A 23,501-nucleotide genomic window follows, 5' to 3' on the forward strand; every position below is an offset into this window, starting at 1 on the left:
GATGAACAACCGCAAAAAATTAAAATTTAAAAAGAAACTTGCATTCAGTATAATGACAATATTTATTATATTGTCTTCATTGATTGTAGGAATTTTCTTTTCAACTCAACATTTTAGCGAAAATTATAAATTAGGAAGTGACTTTAAAGGATATTACTCAGCATTAGTAGCTGTTGATAATGCCAATGAAGAAACAAATAACGACGGACAACCAAATGGTAATGCAAAAACTGCTGCAAAAGTTTTAGAACAACGTTTGAACCCAATGGGTACAAACCAAATTCTTATTGAAACTGCTGGATTAAACTATTTAAAAGTTTTATCACCAGTTGATGCTTATGATAGCGAAACAACTTTCCAGAACCAGATCCAAAGAAATGGTGGAGCTATTTTATTAGATAGTGAATTTGCCGACTTACAATTTAGCGGTTCAGAAAGAAAAGGAATTAATGATTACTTTACATCAGCTAGTGCAACATCAGTTGCAACTTCTGGAGGTAAAAATCCAGCAATTTCATTCGAATTAAATGGAACTGAGTTTTCAAGTTTAATCTCATCAGAAGATAGCAATGGAGCTCAAACAAGTCCTCAAATGTCAATTATGATTGACGCTGACGGACTTTATAATGATGTTAGAAACTGATATTTACTAGTTGATAAAGATACTGAAGCTGAAAGAATAGAATCATACTACGATACTATAATCAGTCCTTTGGTTTCAAAATACAACAACAGCAGTACAGAAGCAGCTGTAAAAAATGTTTTAAATGACATGTTTACAGGTAGATATGAATCAAGAAGTACTGGGGCAAATACTTTCTATAGTTATATAAACCTATTAACTATGTCAGCTGATAGAAGTACTTGAATTGCTAATTTTACAGATTACGTTTCAAAAGGTTTTGAATATTTATCAAGCACTTCTAAATATGTATATGACCCTAATGCAAAAACAGAAGATTTTGCTGAAGGTGGAAAATATGCAGATGATATTTTCGGATACAATGGAACTGCATTGGCAACTGTTAATTTAGGAAATATTAAAGATGTATTCTCAAATGTTAATAAAACAATGTTAAATTCTATTTTTATTACTGATTCAATTACTAATCAATTGAATGTGAATGCAACAATTGAAAATGATTCAAAATTCATGACAAACAAATTTAAAAGTTATTTCTTACTTTTAAATAGCGCAGTAAGTTCTCAAAAAACACAAGGTTCAGCTGCATACATTAATGGAGATAAATTCTTTATTGAATTTGCAACTCAACCTGAATCAAGAGCAAGAGTTGGAGCTGCTGTATTTAATGCATCAACTCAGGGATACATATTTACAGTAAATAGTGTTTCAACTTTAAACCCTACAATCAACTCTGTAATGCTATCTACAGCGCTTATATTTATGGGAATTGTATTATTGGCACTAATTGTCTATGTTCTGTTTATGTACAGACTTCTAGGGCTATTTATGATCATTGTGATGTTGGCAATCTCAATGCTGACATTAATGTCAACAACATGATTTGGACTAACACTTGGACCAGAAGCAATTATTGGAACAATTATTATTGTTGCAATTAACCTAGAATTATTCTCAATGATCTTTGAAAATCTTAAATTTAACTTGTATGCAAAACAGAGAAATATTAAAACTAGTTTTAATATTTCAATGAAAGAAAACATAGCTCTGTCAATTGACGTATTAATTGCGTTAATTGTTCCAGCAATTTGTTTATTCTGAATTACTTCAAATGCAATTCAATCATTCTCAATTATTATTTTAATGGGAGTTTTATTCTCAATTACTATTGGAGTTTTAGTTGGATTTATATTAAATAAACTAACTATTTCTACAAATGTTTTCAACAATAGAAGTTGATTGGTAGCATTAAATACTGATTTTGCAAACCAAGGAAACCCATTGTTAAATTTCAAAATTAGAAATTTAAAAAATAAAATTGAAAAATTAGAAAAAAAAGCAGAGGCAAAAGATAAAATTTTATCTTTAAAAGAACAACTTAAATTATTAAATGAAAAATTAGAAATAATAAACAAAAAAATTGAGGAAAATCCTTCAAAAGTAGCAAACAAGGCTAAAAATAAAACTTTAGCAAAAATAGCAAAAGTTGAGAAAAAAATAGCAAAAGTTGAAGCAACAAAAAAACAAGTTAAAATAGAAAAAAAAGCAGAAGTAAAAGATAAAATTTTACCTCTAAAAGAGAAACTTAAAAAATTAAATGAAAAATTAGAAATCAGAAATAAAAGAGCAGATGAAAAATTTGCAAAAGCTACAAGTAAATCAAAAGAAAAAATTTTAGCAAAAATAGCAAAAGTTGAGAAAAAAATAGCAAAACTTGATGCAACTAAAAAACAAGTTAAAATTGTTAAGTTAGAATTAAAAATAGCTGACTATAACTATATTCTTGGAGATAACACACAACAAATCATTGAAAATGAAAGTGAAATTGTTTTAAGTACTCAAGATAAAGTTAAAGTTAAAGCTTATGAAAAAACAATTAAAAATGGATCAAAAATTATGGCAGTTGTTCTTATGGCAATTACTATAGTTGCTGCAACCATTGGGGCAGTATTTGGACCAAAATATGATTCATCATTTGGTAATAGAACAGAATATACACTTTGAGGTACAAAAATTGAAAAAATGTACTCAGGTATTGAAAACTCTGTAGAAGATCCTAAGGTTGATGCAGATTTTAGAGCGTTAGTTGCAAAAGAAGTTATTATAAGCAATGATGATACTGACTTTAACATGAACAGAGCTGTTGCAAATTACTTCTCATTATTATTAGATAGACCTGAAGTTGTAAATCAAATTATTGGTCCAGTTACTAATATTGAATACAAAGCACATAAATTCACAGTCTCATTTGGTAACAATTTCTCATTCAGTAACTCGTCTACAAATAATGATGAAAGTGAAATTGGTTGAATTAACTTATCTGTTATGACAACATCTGGATTCCAAAGTAGAGCAATAAAATCTATTTTCAATAGAATTGGAAATATTGCAATCAGTGATACTGGGGCTGGTGGTGACTTTAATAACCAAAATGAAGGATTTATTTCAAAAAGAATTAGAACTTACTCATTAAGAATATTGGTTATTCAATCAGCTTATGCATTACTTGCAATTGTGTTAGCATTAATTGTTTACATCTTAATTAGATTCAAATGAACATACTATATTGCTATGGTAGTTGGTATTGCATTAGCACCAGCAGTTACACTTGCAATTGCAGTTGGTTTACAATTCCCAATTGGAGTAAATACATTAATTGCACTAGCAGCAATTATGATCTTTATGTGTATTTCTCTGTTTATGGTATTTGGTAAAGCAAGAGCATTAATATCTACAAAAGATGAAAAAAGTATGATGAATTTCTTTAAAGAAGAAATTCAATACTCATTTGTAATCAAAGATGAAAAGAAAAAAATCAAAGATAAATTATTCTTAGATAAATCTGATTTAAAATTAAAATTAAAAAATAAAGAATTAACTAAAGAAGAAGTTAAAGCATTAAAAGTTGAATTTAGAAAACTTAAACATGCAGAATGAACTAAGTTTAGAGATGTTAAAAAAGAAAATAAAATCAAAATTAACAGAGTTTCAAAACAAAATAACTACTTAAAAGAAGTTATGGTTCAAACATTTAAATATGGAGCTATACGTACAATAATGTCTTCAATTTTATATGTAACTGTTTCAATATTATTGGCAGTTACATTAACACCGATCGCAACTTTTGGAGTAAGTATTGCAATTGGAGTTGTGCTAACTAACTTTATAATTCTATTCATTTGTTTACCAGTTTGAATTTACTTAGAACAAATAAGAATTAGAAACTACTTGACAAGAAAACGTTTCATCAATAACTTAAAAGTTTCTGGTGAAGAACAAATTATCGAAGGTGTAAATGATTAATATCTAGAATGGAAATAAAGCAATGGATTTAAAAAAATATATTTTAGACGTAGAAAACTTCCCAATTGATGGAGTAGTTTTCAAAGATATAACACCATTATTAAACAATGTAGAAGCCTTTAAATACACTGTTGATAAAATGGTAGAGTACGTTAAAGAAAAAGGTGCTGACGTAATTGTTGCACCAGAAGCTAGAGGGTTCCTATTTGCAAGTGCTGTTGCATATGCTGCAGGATGTAGATTTGTATTGGTAAGAAAACCTGGAAAACTTCCAAGAGAAGTGAAAGACGTTGAATATGAATTGGAATATGGTAAAGGTCACATCCAAATTCATAAAGATGACTTAAAAAAAGGAGATAAAGTTGTTATTGTTGATGATGTTTTGGCAACTGGAGGAACTATGAAAGCTATTGTTGAATTAGTTCAAGATGACCAAGCATCAGTTAACGGAATTGTATTTTTAGCAGATTTATCATTCTTACATGATCCAGAATTATTTAGCGAATATGATTCAAAAAGCTTAATTACTTATTAATTAAATGAAGGTTTTATACCTTCATTTTTTTTGACCAAAATTTTTTTAAAAAAATAACAGAAATAATTACCATAAAAAGGGGATTATTTTTCTATCACACTATTAGTTTGTGGAAAAAAATAATTAATGAATATATAATCAATTTATAAATTTAGATAAGTATTTTTTTTGGGTTTTTATAAGAATTGGGGTGTCAAATGAAATTAATGTTGAAATTTTTTGCTGTGTCTAGTCTTTTTGCTTCCCCAATAAGTTATGTAGCAGCTTGCGGTAAAAAAGCACCTCAAGAATTAGTTGGATTGACAACAATTAAAAATCAAATCAAAGAAAAACTAAGTAGAACAAAATTTGAGAGCGTCGAAGATTTAGTAAATGATCTAAATAACGAAGGTTCTCTTGTAGAAAATCAAATAATTGGTCTTGTAATTGGTGAAGAAAAAAATCCTGAACCAAAAAATTATTATGATTTACTTTATTTAAGAGCTGAGGTTACAAAAAACACAAATGATCATGTAACAATCTTTTATAAAGTAGTAGATTTTGATTACAATGATGGTGTAAAAATGATTTGAGGAGAAGAAAAATCAATAAGTTTTGAAGTTGATTTATTTGGAGAAACAAAACAACCTTATATTGTAAAACCCGAAGATCAAGAAATTGATGCAACTAAATCAATATCTTTAGATATTCAAGTAAATAATAAAACTGAAGGAAAAGCAATTGTTGCAAAATCCAATGATTCAAGTATTGCACAAGTATCATCTAATGGTAATCAAATTACTATTAAAGGTATTAAAGAAGGTCAAACAACAATTACTTTAGATTATGAATATGCAAAACAAGTTGAATTTAAAGTAAAAGTTAATGCTTTAGTTCCAATAATTGAACCAATAGTTGGTTTTGATATGTATGAAAATGAAACTAAACAAGTGGAAGTAAATATTACAAATCCAATCGGTTCTGAATTAAAAGCAAGTTCTGAAGTAACAACAGTTGTTGGAGTTGAAGTGAGTGGACAAAGACTTACTTTCAAAGCCAATGGAATTGGTGAATCAAAAATTACATTAGTTTATGCTGGAGCTAAAAATGTAACTTTCACAGTAAAAGTTAAAGAAAAAGTTGTAGATCCAGTTATTATTTCACCAGGAAACCAAGAAGTTAAAGTTGGAAATAAAATAACTAAAACTATTACTATTCAAAATCCAACATCAGCTCAATTACAAGCTGATGAAGTAAATGGAAATGGTGCAGTAAAAGTATCGGTTAGTGGAAATGATATAACTATTGAAGGGTTAAGTGCAGGGACTTCAACAGTAAACTTGTCATATACTGGAGCAAATACTGTTTCTTTCATGGTGACAATTTTACCAAAAGACCCAGTTATAAATCCCATAAATGATATAACTATTGAAAAAGGTACAACAAGAGAGGTTTCTGTTGTAATTCAAAATGAAGTTTCAGGTTCAACATTAAATGCAACTTCAAGTGATCCAAATATTGTGGAAATTGCAGGAGTTAGTGGAAATAAAGTAATTTTAAATGCTAAAGAGGTTGGTGAAGTTACAATTACTTTAAGTTATCCAAATGCAAGTGATGTTACATTTAAAGTAACAGTGTCTGAACAACCACCAGTTGTTGTGCCACCAGTAATTAATAAACCAAACGATATTGCTATAAAAGTTGGGCAACCTGATGAAATTATGAATGTTTCTATTGATAATAAAGTTGATGGAGTTCAATTAAATGCAAAATCAGATAATGATGCAATTGCTACAGTAAATGTTAACGGAGATAACTTAACAATTCATGCTGTAAACAAAGGAATGGCAAAAATCACTTTAACTTATAACGGTGCAGAATCAAAAACATTCAATGTAAATGTATTACCAAAAGACCCAATAATCGATCAAGTTGAAGATATTTCATTGGTTGAAGGAGAAGAAAAAGAAATAACTATTAATATTCAAAATCCAATCGATGGTCAAAAAATAGTTTCATCTACCTCAATGAGTCTGGTAGCTACTGTAAATGCAAGTGATAATGTTGTTACGATTAAAGCTGTTAAAGTAGGTGTTGCAAAAATAACTATTGGTTACTCTGATGCAACAGATATGTCATTTAATGTTACAGTTATTGAAAAAGAAACAGAAGTAATTCCTCCAAGTTTAACAAAACCTGACAAGGTTTCTGTAGAAGTTGGACAATCAGTTTCAGTTGAAATTAAAATTAATAATCCTATTGAAGGACAAAGTATTTTTGCAACTCCAAAAGATAACACTATTGCAAATGTGAGTGCTAGGGATAATAAGATTGATGTAACTGGAGTTAAAGAAGGAACAACAACAATTAAAGTTGATTATGAAAATGCAGAATCAATAGAATTTGAAGTTGAAGTTTTACCTGAAAAAATTGAAGATCCTGTAATTACTGCTCCAAAAAATATTTCTCTTCAAACAGATGAAGAACAAACTGTTAAAATTGAAGTAAAAAATCCAATTGATGGTGAAAAAATTTCAATAAATAATAAAAACTCAGATATTGCAGAAACTACTTTGATTAATGATTTTGAATTTACTGTTAAAGGGATTTCTGTAGGAAGTACAACACTAGTTGTGAGTTATAAAAATGCACAAAGTGTAGAAATTAAAATAGTTATTACAGAAGAACCAATTATAAAACCAATTATAAAACCAGTTGAAGATATAGCAATTACTGAGGGAGAATCAACTTTTGTTAAACTGGAAATTGAAAATAAAAATGATAAATTTAATGTTGAAATTGATAATTCAAATAGTGAAATTGCCGAAGTTAAACCTACTGGTGAAACTTTAGATGTAAAAGCATTAAAAGTTGGAACAACTGAAGTGACTATTTCATATGGAATAGCAGATACAGTTAAATTTAAAATAACAGTTGATGAAGATAATCATGAACCAAAAATTGTTATGTTAGATACTTATTACATGGTAAAAGGTGATGAAACAAAAGGGGTTATTGATATAAGAAATCCAAAAACTGATGCTAAATTGGAGGCTGAAAGCAATTCTACAAATGTTGAAGTAAAAGAAACTTCAGAAAATACAATAACATTAAAAGCTATTGAAGAAACTGAAGAACCTGCAGTTATTACAATTAACTATGTTAAAGGAGATGAAATTTACGATTCAGTTGAAATAAACTTGATCGTAGAAAAAGAACTCTTTAAAGGTGAAGTAAATGTTATTGATGGTGAAAAATGAAGTGTAAAAGTAACTGAAGGTGAAAACTACGAGATTAAATTCAAAATAGCCAAACCTTTATTTGGTAGAGAAGTTAAAGTTAAAGTATTCACTTGAAATGATAGTGAAAACATTGATGATTTAGCTTCGGTTGAGGTTAGAAATGGAGTTTTAGTTTTAAAAACTAGAGTAACTGGAAAAACCGGAATTAATGTTGTTTTAAGATGATATTATGACGAAGATTTAGATGAAAATATTATTGAAGATATAGGAATTGAAATCAAAAGTAAAACTGAAGAACAATCATAAAATAGAGTATTTACTCTATTTTTTTATCTTGCCTTAGTTTTACCTATATTTTTTGTTAAAATAAGACAATAAATATAATTATGGAGATAAAAAAAACATGAAAAAAGCACAAGTTTTGATATTGGACTATGGAAGCCAATATACTCAGTTACTCTCTAGAAAAGTGAGAGAACTCAATATTTACAATGAAGTTTTAAGTTTTGAAACAACTGCAGAAGAACTTAAAGAATATAAAGATTTAAAAGGAATTATATTATCTGGTGGACCTTCAAGTGTATATGAAGAAGATTCATATGGAATTGACCAGGAAATATTTAACTTAAATGTTCCTATTTTAGGAGTTTGTTATGGAATGCAACTTATTGCTGAAAAATTTGGTGGTAAGGTTGAAAATGCTGATGCAAAAGAATTTGGAAAAGCACAATTACATTTTGATAACTTTGAAAATAAATTATTTGAAGGATTAAATGATCATAAAAATGTATGAATGAGCCATGCAGACCATTTAACCAAAATTCCAAATGGTTTTATTCAATTAGCACACTCAGATTCATCAATTGCAGCTATTGCAAATATTGAAAGAGAAATTTATGCTATTCAATTTCACGCAGAAGTTACTCACAGTGAAGAGGGTATGCAAATGTTACAAAATTTTGTTTTCAAAATTTGTAACGCACAAAAAGATTGAAATATGAATAGTTTTATCGAACATCAAGTTGAAGAAATTAAAAATATTGTAAAAAATGAAGAAGTTATTTTAGGGTTAAGTGGTGGAGTTGACTCTAGTGTCGCTGCTGCCTTAATTTCAAAAGCTATAGGTAAACAATTAACTTGTATCTTTGTAGATACAGGTTTATTAAGAAAAAATGAAGCAAAAAAAGTAATGGAAAATTACACTAAGTTATTTGATTTAAATATTAAATTAATAGATGCTTCACAAAGATTTTACTCAGCTTTAAAAGGTATCAGTGAACCTGAAGAAAAAAGAAAAATTATTGGTAGAGAATTTGTTAATGTCTTTAATGATGAGGCTAGAAAAATGCAAAAAGCTAAATTTTTAGCTCAAGGAACAATTTATCCTGATGTAATTGAATCTTCTTCAAAAGGACATAGTTCAAAAACAATTAAATCTCACCATAATGTTGGTGGATTACCAGAAGATTTAAAATTCGAACTTTTAGAACCATTGAGAACTTTATTTAAAGATGAGGTGAGAGAAGTTGGAAGAAAACTTGGTTTAGATAACTCAATAGTAAATAGACATCCATTCCCAGGTCCTGGGCTTGGTGTAAGAGTTATTGGAGAAGTTGAAAAAGAAAAAGCAGATATCTTAAGAGAAGTTGATGATATTTTTATAACAAAATTAGAACAACATAATCTTTATGATAAAGTAAGTCAAGCTTTTGCAACAATTTTACCTGTAAAAACAGTTGGAGTTATGGGTGATAATAGAACTTATGATTATGTAGTTGCTCTGAGAAGTGTAAATACTATAGACTTTATGACAGCAACTTCAACTCACTTACCATGAGAATTTTTAGATGAAGTTGTTAATGAAATTATTAATAAGGTAGAAGGTGTAAATAGAGTTGTATATGATATAACTTCAAAACCACCTGGAACAATTGAATGAGAATAGGAGATAAATATAATGGATAAAAAAGATTTGTATGGAAAAATTATAAATGATGGTATTACTTTTGATGATGTATTATTAGTACCTGCATATTCAGATGTTTTGCCTCACATGGTTGATATTAAAACAAAATTAACAGAAAAAATAACTTTAAATATACCAATTATGAGCGCTGCAATGGATACAGTTACTGAATCTGGTCTTGCCATTGCTATGGCAAGAGCTGGGGGAATTGGTGTTATTCATAAAAACTTATCAATTGGAGAACAAGCTTTAGAAGTTCAAAAAGTTAAAAGAAATGAATCTGGATTTATTTCTGACCCAATCACTATTGGAAAAGATACAACTATTGAAGAAGCAAATGATATTATGGGAACTTACAAAATTTCAGGACTTCCTGTAATTGATGGTTCAAACAAATTAATTGGAATTGTGACAAATAGAGATATTAGATACGTTGAAGATTTTTCAATAAAAGTTGAAGAAGTTATGACTAAAGAAAACTTAATAGTTGGTGATAGATCAACAACTATTGATGATGCAAAAAAAGTTATGATCAAAAATAGAATTGAAAAATTACCAATAGTTTCGGAAAACAATGAACTTGTTGGTTTAATCACAACAAAAGACATAGATAAAGCTATAAGTCACCCAAATGCTGCAAAAGATGAAAAAGGTAGATTAATAGTTGGTGGAGCTGTTGGTGTTAGTGAAGAGACTATGGCAAGAGTTGATGCACTTGTTAAAGCACAAGTGGATGTAATTGTTGTAGATTCAGCTCACGGACACAGTCAAGGAATTTTAAAAACTGTTAAAGAAATTAGAACAAAATACCCTGATCTTGGAATTGTTGCTGGAAATATTTGTACAGCCGAAGGAGCACAAGCATTATACGAAGCTGGTGCAAATGCTGTAAAAGTAGGAATTGGTCCTGGAAGTATTTGTACAACCAGAGTTGTTGCAGGAGTTGGGGTTCCCCAAATTACTGCAATAAATGATGTATTTAATTGAGCTGAAGGGAAAAATGTAACAATTATAGCTGATGGTGGAATTAAATATTCTGGTGATATTGTAAAAGCATTAGCAGCTGGAGCTCATGCTGTTATGCTTGGAAGTGTTTTTGCAGGAACTGAAGAAACACCTGGAGAAGAAATTGTAGTTAATGGTAAAAAATATAAAACTTATGTTGGAATGGGTTCAATGGTCGCTATGAAAAGAGGAAGTAAAGATAGATATTTCCAAAAAGATGCAAAAAAACTTGTTCCAGAAGGAATTGAAGCCAGAGTTCCATTTAAAGGGAAACTTGGAGATGTGGTTTTCCAATTAATTGGTGGTTTAAGAAGTGGTATGGGTTATACTGGGTCTAAAAATATCGATGAATTAAGACATAATGCTAAATTTGTAAAGATTACAAACGCTAGTTTAAAAGAATCTCATCCTCATGATGTAGAACTTACTAAGGAAGCACCTAATTATAATTAAAAATTTTATTATTTTGTAAAACTAGTTTTAATAACCATGTTAATTGTATTAATATGGTTATTTTTTTTATATAATTTTTAAGGCAAGGAGAAATTGTGTTTTTATAAAACATAAAAAAATTATGTATTGAGAAAGTGAATTTGAACAAATCATGGCAAGTGATTACTTTAATTTTCAAAAAGAATCTGAGTCGGCAAAAATAATATGAGATGCAATAAAATATGAACTTGAATTTAATATGTTAAAGGAAAATATTAATAGTAAAGAAGATATTGTAAACCAACTATTAGGTGTTAAAAATAGATTGGTAAAAAGTGTCTTTTCTTCAGAGGAAGTTGAAGAATTAAGTTTTCAAATAGATCATGTCATTAAAAATCTAAAATAATTCAAAACTTTTGAATTATTTTTTATTTTTCTTTAAATTTTATTGTAATTTTACTTTTTTAGAGTTATTATATTGTTGCAAATGCAACAAAAAAAGTTAGAAGGAGGAAAAAAATGCACGATATTTCATTTAGTATTCAATTATTTTTAACAGCAACTTTTGCAGTAGAATATGTTGAAAAGAAGCTTAAAAAAATTGGATTAGATAGAAATGAATTTTTATATATCATTGTAGCAAAATATTTTCCTAGTGTTTCTCAAAGCACTATTGCTAAAAAACTTAATGTTAATAGATCCACAGTTTCTCGTATTATAAGTAAATTGATAAAAAAAGATTATTGTTATAGAGAAAATAGTGAAAATAACAGAGATTTCAATGTATATCTTACAAATAAAGGACAAGAAACTTGTACAGATATTGAAAAAGTAATTAGTGAATTTGAAGACAAGTATTTAAATACTTTAGGAAATACAAAAGACTTTACTAACACTTTTTGAGATTTCTTTACAAAAATTAGAGAAGCGCAATTTGGCATAAAAAAATAGAAAGAGAGTAAGAAGACATGAAAGATAACGACGATGAAAAAAATGTTTTAGATTCTAAAAAAGATAAAACTGTTAAAAAAGAACCTAAAGCAAAAAAAGAAAAATCAAACAAAACATCTTGATTAAATGGTTATGCAACTTCTGTTAGAGAAGAATTTAGTTCACGTATTGGTTCAAGTTGAAAACGTGTAATTAAATTCTTAGGAATATGTATTGTACCAATTCTTTATGGTGTAACTTGTATTTTAGCTTTCTGAAATCCAATACCAAACATCGGGAAAGCTAGTGTAACTTTCCTAGATCAAGAACAAGAAATGCTTGTAGCAACAAGTTTTAAAATGGATGATCAACTTGACGGTCTATTAGTTTATAAAAACGATTCTGAACAAGCTGAAAAACCAGAATATAAATTCATAACTACTTTATACGAAAAAAACCAAGACGGGAACTACAGTGAAGCTTCATATCGTTACAACGATGAAAAAGCTCGTGTTGAAGCTGCAACTAAAGTAGGAACTTGAATGAAACAAGTAGAAGGGGCTAAAGATTTATTTAAAACTTCAGCTGAATTAAAAAATCCAGTAGAAGGAGTTGAAGTAAATTACTTAAGCGACATAAGATACGTTTATGACATGACTCCAATGCATTTACTACAAGCATTTGGTGTAATTACATCAAATGATAGTAGCAAAGATATTGAAGATCAAAAATTCCAAACTAAAGGAATTGGAGAAGAAAATATCGCTTTCTCAAACATTGATTACAAAAGATGAGACAATGGTGGAAGTGATATTTGACAAACTACTAAATCATACGTACAAATAAAAGTTGAAAAAGAAACATTTAGTAACTTAATTAACTTTGCAAATTACTTTATGATTTCTTTAGAAAATCAATTTGAAGAATCATTTGGAGCAATGTTACCATTAATGTTTAGTTTGTTAGGAGTTAGTTCAATTGATGAAATTATTGCAATGCCTCAAGAAGAATTACAAACTAAATTAGAAAAATTGTTAAGCAGTCCATTGGTTGCAGCTCAATTAGCACCAGCAAAAGAAAAAGCAGAAGAAATTATTTTTTCACTAACTGGGGATGTTAAAACTCAATTAGAAAAATTAAAAGAAACACCATTAAATATTTGAACAACATATTCAAAAAACTTCTTATTTGGATATTACTTAAATACTGTAAATAAATTTAAAGATGCTATTCCAATGCAAATTTTAGAAGGTGCACCTGGAATTATTCAAGCTTATTTAAATCAAACAGGTAAAGGTAACATCAACTTGATACTTGAAGGGATAGGGGCATATGATTCTTCTATTACAACAACAAGTGATTTAGTGAAAGTTGATGTTCATGGACAAGAAAATGGAATATATGGGATTGGATTGGGACAATTCTTCCTATTAATTGGATTATTTGTAGGAACTTTAATGCACACATTTGTTTATGATAGAGCAAAACGTGGTGGACCAAAAGTTTCTAAAACACAATGATATTGTGCAAAATGAACTTTAATGATTGTAACTGGATTTATCCAAACAACATTATTAGTATTGGCAGCTGCAGCTGCAGGAATGCATCAATTGGGATTTGCATCTCTTGCTGAATTGTGGGCAGTGTTGTTGTTGGTAGATCTTGTATTTGTTACAACAATTCAAGCAATTTGATTTAGTGTAAAAGATGAAACAATTGGAAAATTCTTGGTGATTATTTATATGATCTTAAACCTTTCATCAGGTTGAGGAACATTCCCATCATTTATGCAATTTGGATTCTTCCACGCTGTATCATACATTACAGAATACTCATACTCATTACACTTAATGGGATTAGCAATTTATGGAGGAAATGGCGTAACTGATGCGTTATTTGCTCTACAAAATGTATTTATATTACTTGCATTTGCAGTAGTGTTCTTTACATTTGGAATTCTAATGTCAAGATTTAGAAATTACGAAATGCACTTTGGTACATATAATAAAAAACACATTGCAGAAGGTTTACAAGCAATTGGTGCAAAAGAATATGACCAATTTGTAACAGTTAATGCAAAAGGACGTAAAACTTATAACATGAAAGCTCTTGATCACGAAAAAGTTTATGAAGACTTAATTTCTTGAATGAGAGTAAATCACCCTTATGAAGGACAATTCAAACGTTATAAAGAAAAACAACGCCCACAAGTGTTAAAACCAAACTATTCAGATGATGACATCATGACAAGAAATGATGATACATTAGTTTAGTTTATAGTGTTTAAAAAACTCTCAATTTAATTGAGAGTTTTTTTGTTTTTACATATTATTTTTTAATTCTTTTAATATATTATTAAGTTGTATAGCAAAACTATACGGTTATGAATGAAAAAAGAGGGGAGGTTTTGACTGATGAACGACATAAGTCGTAGTTCTAAAGAATTATTAGTATTAAAATTATTTTGTTACATTCAACTTGTTGGTTCAATGTTTTTAATTATATTATTAAGTATTTCAAGTGGTGATACTTATTTAACTTGAATCATCGTGTTGTTAGCATTATTCTTTATGTTTGGACAATGATTCAATGCAGCACATGTTTTAAAATATTCTTCAATGGATTATCTTTTAATGAAGAAAAGATTAATAAATATTTATATGTTGCTAACTTTAAACTTCTTTGGTTTGTTTATTTTTTATAAGGGACAAAAGTCATTTAAAATAAATAAAAATAAGGAAAGTGATGAAATATTGTATACTTATAATTCAATCCCTGTGTTATATTGAATAGCTAGTTTTTTAAGTATAATAACAATTGTATTTGCTTTTTCTCATATTTGAGGAATTATCTATAATAGATATTCAAAACAAGAAACTGATGAAGTTGGTAATTCTTGAGTGTATATTTTAAAATTAATTAATCCGTTATTTCCGGTTCCTAAATTTGAAAATGCAAATAATATCAATTAATATTTTTAATGATTTAAACACATTTTTATAAGTATTGTAATGATACTAAAACACAAGAATTAATTATTAATTCTTGTGTTTTTATTTTTTTATTAAAATCATTGATAATATGTTTTGTTTGTTGATTAGCGTTTTGGTCTTATAAAAGTGAAATAAAACTTTTTATTTGATTTCTCTTTTATAATTTTAATGTGTTTTAAATTTTAAATTTTATTTAAATGATTTTTTTACATAAAGTCAGTTTTTTATAATATATCAATCATAACATTTAAATATTAACCTTAAATGCTATAATGAATTTATAAGAATGAGTAAAAGGAGTGAGAGGTAGGAACTTAAAAAACTATTTTTTAAAGTTATAAATTATTTTAAGTTTAAATAATGTTGTATAAGTTTTTACTAATTATTAATTACTAATTATTAAATGATATTAAATATTAAAAATTTCTTATTTCTTATTAAATATTAAGCAATTAAGAGGGATTTTAATATAAAAAAATATTACAAAGCATTAGTCTAATTTTATTAGGGTTAACATCTATTATGTTGGTCGCTCAAACACAAGATAAAGTTATCAAGTTAAATAATAATATTAATAAAATAAATTTAGTTTAAAAAAATAATACTGCTAAAAAAGTTTCAAATATTGAGATTTGATTATGTTTTTATCAAGACACATATGATGAATCGAAGTCATGGGGTTCAGGTAGTCGCACTATAAAATGAAGTAACTAAGACAATAACCTCAGAAAGTCAAGGTTTTAGTAATATTTAGTTATTGCAAGATGCTTACAAAATATTTTTTTTAAATATTACAAAAGAATAATATTTTACTAAAAAAAGATTTAATTTGAGGTGAATAAGACAGAGATAAAACCACTTATACCACTAATAGAACATTAGATTGAGATTTAAGAGAAAATTTTGGACAAGAAATTCAACTCATACATAAAACTGGAACTGCTGTTTCACTGTGGATCGGTAAAGTTACTTTTAACGCGAAATAAAACAGAAAAAAAATGATTTAGTTTTTAACAATCATTCATTTTTTTATTTAAAAGAAAGGGGATTTAAAATGATTAAAATTGAAAACATTACAAAGGATTTTGGTAATGATGCTGGAAACTTTGGTATTTCACTTTCTATAAAAGAAGGGGAAATATATGGAATAATGGGAGCTAATGGTTCAGGTAAATCAACGTTATTAAGACAAATTTTAGGTTTCTTAAAACCAGATAGTGGAGAAATTTATGTAAATAATAAAGATCCATTTAACAATTCACAAATACTTATGAGTTATATTGGTTATATACCAGGTGAATTATCCTTGTTTAATACAATTACAGGAATAAGTTATTTAAAAATATGCGCAAACTTAAAAGGAAATGTAGATTGAAGTTTTGTAGAAAAGTTAATTAATTTTTTTAAATTAGATGTTAATAAAAAAATAAAAAAAATGTCTAGTGGTATGAAACAAAAACTTGCCATAATTTCTGCCTTAATGCATAAACCAAAAATTCTTGTTTTAGATGAACCAACTAGGGGTTTGGATATTTCTGCAACTGAACAATTTAAAGAAATAATATTGATTTTTAAAAATGAATTTAAATCTACTATTATTTTTTGCTCACATGTTTTTGATGAAATTAATGATACTTGTGATAAAGTAATTTTTATTAACCAAGGAAGATTTGTAAAAGAATTTTTAATAGATGAAAACTCAAATTTTAAAGTTATTAAAGAAGAATTTCTTTTAATGAATAAAATACAAGAAGCAAAGGAGTTGTTCTAATGAAAATCTTAAAATTAATATCTAGCTATTTTAAAATTCATTGAAAAATAACTATTTCTATTGTGATATTTTGATTATTAATAATGACAATGTTATTTATAATGCCTCTATTTTATGATTTTTTTGTAATTGCAGAAGGAGAAACTATGTTATTCACGATTAAAGGTGCTGGTACTGGTAGTACTGGTTCTGTTTATATAACATTGAGAATGAGCATGTTGTATGATTATCTATTTAGTGGAATTGGTATAGCTTTTTATGCTTTGTTGCAATTGTTTTTATAAATATAATTTTAATTAGAGAAATAAGCACCAATAGAATTTCTTTGTGATTAACTCAACCAATTTCTAAAACTAAAATCCTATTATCAAAGTTGTTTTTTGTAATTTTAGTCATATCTTTAATGTATATACCTACTTTTATTTTAATTGTTTCAGTATCAACAAAAGCTGTTGATAAAAAACAGTTAATACAAAATCTTGTACTTGGAGGTCTTCAAAACTATATTTACATTTTATTGTTAATTACTATTTTATTTTTAATAGCTATTATATTTTCTGGAAGAGAGACATTAATCAACTTAATATATGCTTTTATAGTGTTTTATTATTTATTTTTGTTTTCTTTACAGTTATTTAAAATGATAAGCGCATCAGAAAGCAAAGTGATTAGTTTTGTTTTGAATTATTTAGGACCTCAAATGTTGTTAACAAATGTTTTTCAATATAATTTAGATAAAGAAACTGTTGAAATAATTATTCCAACAGGAGAAAAAGACACTTATTATTCTTTTACTCCGTTGTTTGTAGAGAAAATAAACTATATTAAATATACAATATTATTTATGTTGATGGTAATGTTAACTGGTGGTATTAATTATTTGAATTGTAATCTATTTAAAAACAAGTCCTTTGTTTTATAAATAAATGAATATTTTTAAAAAAATATGTTAAAAAAAATAAATTAATATAAAATAAATAAGTAATTAAGAAAATTAGTTTTTCTAATATGTCCAAAACTAATTTCAAACAATTTTTATTTTTAATTACAAAATAAAAACAAAGGGAGAACTTATAAATGCTAAAATTTCAGCATAATTTAAAAATGTTAATTTCTAAAGAAGAAATTCAAGAAAAAATTGCACAATATGCAAAAGAAATTAATGAAAAATTTAAAGATGAAAAAGAAATCAGTGTAATTGGGGTTATGAATGGTGGAGTATTTTTCTTCACAGATTTCTTAAGAAAAATTGATTTACCAATTAAAATGGATATCATTTCAGCTTCATCTTATTCAGGAACTTCTTCTACAAGAGAATTAATTTTCCATAAAAAAGTAACAAAACCAATTATTGAAGGAAAACATGTAATTATTATTGAAGATATTTTAGACACAGGTCTTACAATGGAAAAAATCTATGAATACTTATTAGATTTAAAACCAAAAAGCTTACAAATTACTGTTTTAGCAACAAAACCTATGTGTCATCCAGACTTTAAATACGAATACAATGCTTTATTTGAAGTTCCAGATAAATTTATTGTGGGATATGGTATGGAAACTGACGATCTTTACAGACAATTGGAAGATATTTATGTAATTGAAGAAGACTAAAAGACTTATTTAGTCTTTTTTTTGTACTCAAAATTAATTTCATAAAATTATTATTTTCACAATAATTGCAATTAATGTTAAAATAAAATATAGATTAATTCATTTGGGAGGATAATTATGATTCAAGATAGCGCATCATTTAATTATGTTGAATGTAGAGATGTTCAAGTGCTTATCGCAGAGATGAGAAAGTACATTAATAATGAAAAACAAATTGAAGAAGTAAAAGAAGCATATTATTATGCCGAAGAAAAACATAGTGATCAGAAGAGAAAAAATGGAGATCCGTTTATTATCCATCCACTATCAACAGGATATTACTTAGCACAATGAAGAATGGGACCAAAAACCATAATAGCAGGTCTACTTCATGATGTAATTGAAGATACACCAGTTACTTTTGATGAAATTGAAGAAAAGTATGGAACTGAGGTTGCAGATATTGTTGAAGCTGTAACAAAAGTAAGTTACTTTACAAAAGAAAATAGAGCTCAAATGAAAGCTCAATATTTAAGAAAACTATTTTTATCAATGGTTAGAGATATTCGAGTTATTATTGTTAAAATTGCTGATAGAATGCATAATCTTTTAACATTAAAATATATGACTCCAGAAAAACAAAAGATAATAGCAAAAGAAACTTTAGAAATTTATTCAACAATTGCCCACCGTATTGGGATGAAATCTGCTAAAAATATCTTAGAGGATTACAGTTTTGAATTTTTAGACCCAGATGAATATAAAAAAATTACAACTTTATTAGAAGAAGATAAAGAAGCAAGATACCAAATTATTAACGAAATTATCAAGGATATAAACACTAAAATTGAAGAATGTGAAGATATGGGTGAAGTTATGGTTTTTGGACGTTCAAAAACCATATACTCAATTTACAGAAAAATAGCTGTTTTTGGTAAGTCATTCCAAGATATTAATGATATCTTAGCAATTATAATTATTACAAACTCAGTTGATGACTGTTATAGAATTTTGGGTTGAATTCACCAAATGTATACACCACTTTCTGGACGTTTTAAAGATTATATTGCAACACCAAAAAATAACTTGTATCAATCACTGCATACAACTCTTGCAAATAAAGATGGTATCATTTTTGAAGTTCAAATCAGAACTAAAGAAATGGACGATGTAGCAGAACATGGTGCTGCTGCTCACTGAAAATATAAAGAGGGCGAAAAAAATGTTGATATCGCCAAAAAACAACGAGAAATTGATGAAAAAGTTGATATGTTTACAAGAATTATGAACCTTGAAAAATTATCAACTGATGGAACAGAGTTTGATTACTCAAATTCAACAGAAATGTTTGTAGAACAAGATATTGAAGAAACAGTTAAATCAGATTATTTAACTTCTCTAATATATATTTTGACTCCAGAAGGACACGTTGTTACTTTACCATTTGGATCTTCAGTTCTAGACTTTGCATATAAAATCCATACAGATGTTGGTCACAAAACAATTGGTGCCAAAATCAATGGGGTATTTTCTCCGTACAATACAATTCTTAACTCTGGAGAAATGGTTGAAATTCAAACTTCAAATGATACAGAGCCTCAAGAAAAATGATTAAAATTTGTTAGAACTTCAACAGCTCGTAGACCAATTGAACAATTCTTGAATCAAAAGAAACGTGAAGAAGAAGAAAAAGAACAAATTACAAATCAAAAACTTATTAGAAATACAAAAAGAGAAATTGACAGATATATCATTGCTCATAATTTAAAATGACAAGTTAATTCACTTGATGATATTCAAAAGAAATTAAAAGTTTTGGATTATAGAAACATTGATGAGTTCTTATTGTCAGTTGGAAAAGGTGACTTTTCAATTCCAGAAGCAGTTGATGTAGTTTATGTGGCAAAAGAAGAATTAAAAGACATAGACCAAATTAATGATATGAAAACAAGAAAATACAAATCTCAAATGGGACGCGATGATCTTAGAATTAATGGAATTGAAAAAGTTAGTTGTACAATTGCACAATGTTGTTTCCCAATACCTATGGAAAATGTAACAAGTTTTATTTCTAAAACAAAAGGTATTCAGGTTCACAGAAGTGAATGTGTAAATATTGTAAACATACGTAAAGTTAAAAATTTACTTCCAACAGAATGAGTGGCTTCTAAAGTTGAAGGTAGATCTTATAGTGCAAAAATTAGATTATTATTACAAGATAGACCTGGAGTATTAAATGAAATTTTTGCAATCTTTAGTCAAAAAAGAATTAACGTTGATGAAGCAAAAGTTATCACAAATCATGATGACTTTTCTCAAAAGGGTAGTTTAATTATTTCTGTAGAAGATGTAGAACAATTAAACAGTACACTTACAATTCTTTCAGAACTACCTGGAGTTGTAAAAATTTCAAGAGCTCTTACAGTTGGAGATAATTTAGAATAATTATTTTAAAAAGATATGAAGAAATATTTTGACACAAAAAAGATTGCACAATGCGCAATGATAACAGCTTTAATGTATATTATAGGTTTACCAACAATTTTTTTAGGAAATTATTTTGGTAAATCTATTTTTCAGATAAGTGATATATTTTATTTGAGTTCAATGCTATTTATAAATCCTTTTGTGGGAATTATAAGTGCAATGTTAAGTGGTGCTTTAATTGATTTAACATTTGGAATGTTATTTTATATTCCATTTACTGTTTTGATTAAAATATTAATTGGATTAACTTTATATTTTTTAAATAAAGTTATCAGTTATTATTTTGTAATTTTTATAAGTTATCTTTGAATATTTCTGTATGTAATTGTGGCTTTGATTTTATTTGACAGAGCAACTGCAGTTGCAGAATTATTTGTAGATTTAACACAATACTTTGTTACAACAATTACAAGTTGTATTGTAGTTGTTGTAATTAAAAAAAGTAATTATTTATAATTTAAATAATTGACATATTCTATATAGAATATGTTTTTATTTATTTTTTTACAAAGGAAAAATATGAAGACAAAAACTATCAATCAAGAATTTAATATCAAACCAAAAGAATTTAGTAAGAATAAAAAAGAGAGGTCAAGTAATATAGAATTGTTAAGAATTATTTTGGCAATATTTGTAATTTTAATACATTATGTAGGTTATTGATACCTTCCATTTTTATGTGGGACTGTAAATTGTTTCACAATAATAACTGGTTATTTTTTAATTAAAAATAATGACAACTATAGATTTTTAAAGTTTATACCAACCATTGTTTTTTTACATGTTATAAATATATGTTTATTTATATTTTTCAATTATTCTACTTCATATAGAATAATTGAAAACAAAGAAGGGTGAATAGAGTTAATCCAATATGGATTGGGTGCTTGATGATATATATGAGCTATTTTTATTCTATATATAATATCTCCATTTTTAAATTATGGTATGCAAACGTTGGGCAAAAATACCAGTCTAGTTTTAATAATTTCACTTTGAATAGTCTTTCAACTTCAAGGTCTATTAAAATATTCTTTTGCTCCATTTGGATATTATTGAGGCTCATTTGTTATGATGATCTATGCTTATTTATTGGGAGGTTATATTAGATTACATGGTGCAAAACTGTTGGAATGAAAGAAAAGTATATGAGTTATTACAATTTTGTTTTTAGCAATTCAGTATATGTTTTTCTTTCTGTATAAAGAATTTTATCCTAATCAAATTCTTTGATTAGATTTCTCAAATAATAATCAATCTCTATTTGCATTGCCAACTGGGTTTTTAATGTTTATTTCTTTTTTAACAATACCTTTAAAGAACTATAAAGTAATTAATTTTTTAGCATCATTATCTTTATTTACTTTTGCATATCACAACAGTAGTTTGAAATTCTCAAGTTATTTTATATATGTTTTAAATTTAAAAAATACTTTTTTGATTCATAGACTAATAGCTTTGCTTATTACTTTTGTGATAAGTTTTGCTGTTTGATGACCATTTAAAAAGTATGATTATGCGTGAAATATTGTTTATAAAAAAATAGAGGCAAAAAATGTAAAATCACAGATTCAAAATTAATCAAAATATGTTAATATATATATGCCGTTGAAAGAAAATTACATTTACAAGTAGCGGATATTTACTTTTAGGTAAATACAGGTTTTCTATTAGAGAGAGAACAAAGAGATGGGTTAAACCTAGTTTAACTTAGATCTCACAAGAGAAAGTTTGAGTAACTTTCTTTTTTTTGTTGCTTTTTTTTGTTTTTTAAATAAAATGAATTTATGAGGTGATGAAAGATGAATAAAAAAAGAGTTATTCTACTTGTAGATTTATTTTTCTTTTTGTCAATCCTATCTTATGTAGTGACTGATTTGGTGGTGGATTTTTCAGGGGTATATATCTTTGAAAATACTTACATTAAGTTCTGAGAAGTTTTAATTTTAACTCTTATTATGATAATGTCTATTTTTCTTGGAACTGAAATTTCCAAATATTTTGATTTTAGAAATAGTAAAAAGGTGTCATTAATTGCTATTTTGAATATTTTTCTATTTAATGTTAAAACAAAAAATAAATCACCTATGTTCTACTCTATACTATTCTTTTTAATTCCATTAATTACCTATTTTGCTTTTAATCAAATTGAAACAAATAAAATAAAATTCAACACAATTATAAATACAGAACTTTTTGTTGAATCTTTTAAAAGAAATTCAACTTCTGCTTCTCAAATAATTACTAATTCCTTGTTGTTGTGTTTGGGTATTATAATGACAACCATTTTTGCACAAGTAACTATATTTGTATTAATTTGACAACTTACATTATTAGTAGAAAAAAAATTCTTAATGTTTTGTAAAATTCTAAGAAATTGCGATATTGACGTTGAACAAAATCGCAATGATGAAATTAATAATCAAAAAATAATTTTAAAATTAAATTTAATGCAGTTATTATTTTTAAATTTTTACTTTTTTAATAGCGAACAAAAAATTAAATATAAAAAACTGAAAGTATTAAAAATAACAAAATTAAAGGTGGTTTTATTTTAAATTTTTCATTTTCCTATCAATCCTATCAATCCTATCAATTACTAATATTTTTTAGAATAAAAGG

At 26.9% G+C, this 23,501-nt stretch carries 17 protein-coding genes; all 17 read left to right on the forward strand.

Annotation, left to right across the window (positions count from 1 at the left end; translation table 4 throughout):
• Position 1 precedes the first annotated feature (1 nt).
• The 17 genes from SCHIN_RS02940 to SCHIN_RS03020 all read left to right on the forward strand — a co-directional run bounded on the left by SCHIN_RS02940 (position 2) and on the right by SCHIN_RS03020 (position 23,437).
• The gene (locus SCHIN_RS02940) at positions 2–3,946 is read left to right on the forward strand and encodes a protein translocase SecDF, variant type (protein ID WP_166508148.1); all 3,945 of its coding nucleotides are present in this window, start codon (positions 2–4) and stop codon (positions 3,944–3,946) included.
• A gap of 22 nt (positions 3,947–3,968) precedes the next feature.
• Positions 3,969–4,481, forward strand: a complete 513-nt coding sequence (locus SCHIN_RS02945; RefSeq protein ID WP_166508149.1) for an adenine phosphoribosyltransferase — start codon at positions 3,969–3,971, stop codon at positions 4,479–4,481.
• 197 nt (positions 4,482–4,678) lie between these two features.
• The gene (locus tag SCHIN_RS02950; protein WP_166508150.1) at positions 4,679–8,008 is read left to right on the forward strand and encodes a hypothetical protein; all 3,330 of its coding nucleotides are present in this window, start codon (positions 4,679–4,681) and stop codon (positions 8,006–8,008) included.
• A 97-nt stretch (positions 8,009–8,105) separates the two neighbouring features.
• Entirely contained in the window at positions 8,106–9,647 is a 1,542-nt protein-coding gene (gene guaA / locus SCHIN_RS02955) for a glutamine-hydrolyzing GMP synthase (RefSeq protein WP_166508151.1), read from the forward strand.
• A gap of 12 nt (positions 9,648–9,659) precedes the next feature.
• Complete coding sequence (gene guaB / locus SCHIN_RS02960; protein WP_166508152.1) at positions 9,660–11,126, forward strand: IMP dehydrogenase; 1,467 nt, start codon at positions 9,660–9,662, stop codon at positions 11,124–11,126.
• A gap of 121 nt (positions 11,127–11,247) precedes the next feature.
• Positions 11,248–11,511, forward strand: coding sequence for a hypothetical protein (locus SCHIN_RS02965; protein WP_166508153.1), 264 nt, complete (start codon positions 11,248–11,250; stop codon positions 11,509–11,511).
• A gap of 113 nt (positions 11,512–11,624) precedes the next feature.
• The gene (locus tag SCHIN_RS02970; RefSeq protein WP_166508154.1) at positions 11,625–12,056 is read left to right on the forward strand and encodes a MarR family transcriptional regulator; all 432 of its coding nucleotides are present in this window, start codon (positions 11,625–11,627) and stop codon (positions 12,054–12,056) included.
• Between the two features lie 17 nt (positions 12,057–12,073).
• Positions 12,074–14,308: a hypothetical protein gene (locus SCHIN_RS02975; RefSeq protein ID WP_166508155.1), complete on the forward strand. Its 2,235-nt coding sequence runs from the start codon at positions 12,074–12,076 to the stop codon at positions 14,306–14,308.
• Positions 14,309–14,449: 141 nt separating this feature from the next.
• Positions 14,450–15,007: a hypothetical protein gene (locus tag SCHIN_RS02980; protein ID WP_166508156.1), complete on the forward strand. Its 558-nt coding sequence runs from the start codon at positions 14,450–14,452 to the stop codon at positions 15,005–15,007.
• Between the two features lie 1,075 nt (positions 15,008–16,082).
• The gene (locus SCHIN_RS02985; protein WP_166508157.1) at positions 16,083–16,799 is read left to right on the forward strand and encodes an ABC transporter ATP-binding protein; all 717 of its coding nucleotides are present in this window, start codon (positions 16,083–16,085) and stop codon (positions 16,797–16,799) included.
• Entirely contained in the window at positions 16,799–17,083 is a 285-nt protein-coding gene (locus tag SCHIN_RS02990; RefSeq protein WP_166508158.1) for a hypothetical protein, read from the forward strand. Before SCHIN_RS02985 ends, SCHIN_RS02990 begins: the two co-directional genes overlap by 1 nt.
• 119 nt (positions 17,084–17,202) lie before the next feature.
• Positions 17,203–17,721 carry a hypothetical protein gene (locus tag SCHIN_RS02995; protein ID WP_166508159.1) on the forward strand — a complete coding sequence of 173 codons (519 nt, stop codon included), beginning with the start codon at positions 17,203–17,205 and terminating at the stop codon, positions 17,719–17,721.
• 155 nt (positions 17,722–17,876) lie between these two features.
• The gene (gene hpt / locus SCHIN_RS03000) at positions 17,877–18,413 is read left to right on the forward strand and encodes a hypoxanthine phosphoribosyltransferase (protein ID WP_166508160.1); all 537 of its coding nucleotides are present in this window, start codon (positions 17,877–17,879) and stop codon (positions 18,411–18,413) included.
• Between the two features lie 117 nt (positions 18,414–18,530).
• Positions 18,531–20,837, forward strand: a complete 2,307-nt coding sequence (locus tag SCHIN_RS03005; RefSeq protein WP_166508161.1) for a RelA/SpoT family protein — start codon at positions 18,531–18,533, stop codon at positions 20,835–20,837.
• Positions 20,838–20,852: 15 nt separating this feature from the next.
• Positions 20,853–21,335 (forward strand): ECF transporter S component, encoded by a 483-nt coding sequence (locus tag SCHIN_RS03010; protein ID WP_166508162.1) that lies wholly within the window; start codon positions 20,853–20,855, stop codon positions 21,333–21,335.
• A 63-nt stretch (positions 21,336–21,398) separates the two neighbouring features.
• Positions 21,399–22,460 carry an acyltransferase family protein gene (locus tag SCHIN_RS03015; RefSeq protein ID WP_166508163.1) on the forward strand — a complete coding sequence of 354 codons (1,062 nt, stop codon included), beginning with the start codon at positions 21,399–21,401 and terminating at the stop codon, positions 22,458–22,460.
• A 221-nt stretch (positions 22,461–22,681) separates the two neighbouring features.
• Complete coding sequence (locus SCHIN_RS03020; RefSeq protein WP_166508164.1) at positions 22,682–23,437, forward strand: hypothetical protein; 756 nt, start codon at positions 22,682–22,684, stop codon at positions 23,435–23,437.
• Positions 23,438–23,501: the final 64 nt, after the last annotated feature.

The organism is Spiroplasma chinense, assembly GCF_008086545.1.
GTDB classification, from domain to species: Bacteria; Bacillota_I; Bacilli_A; order Mycoplasmatales; family Mycoplasmataceae; genus Spiroplasma_A; species Spiroplasma_A chinense.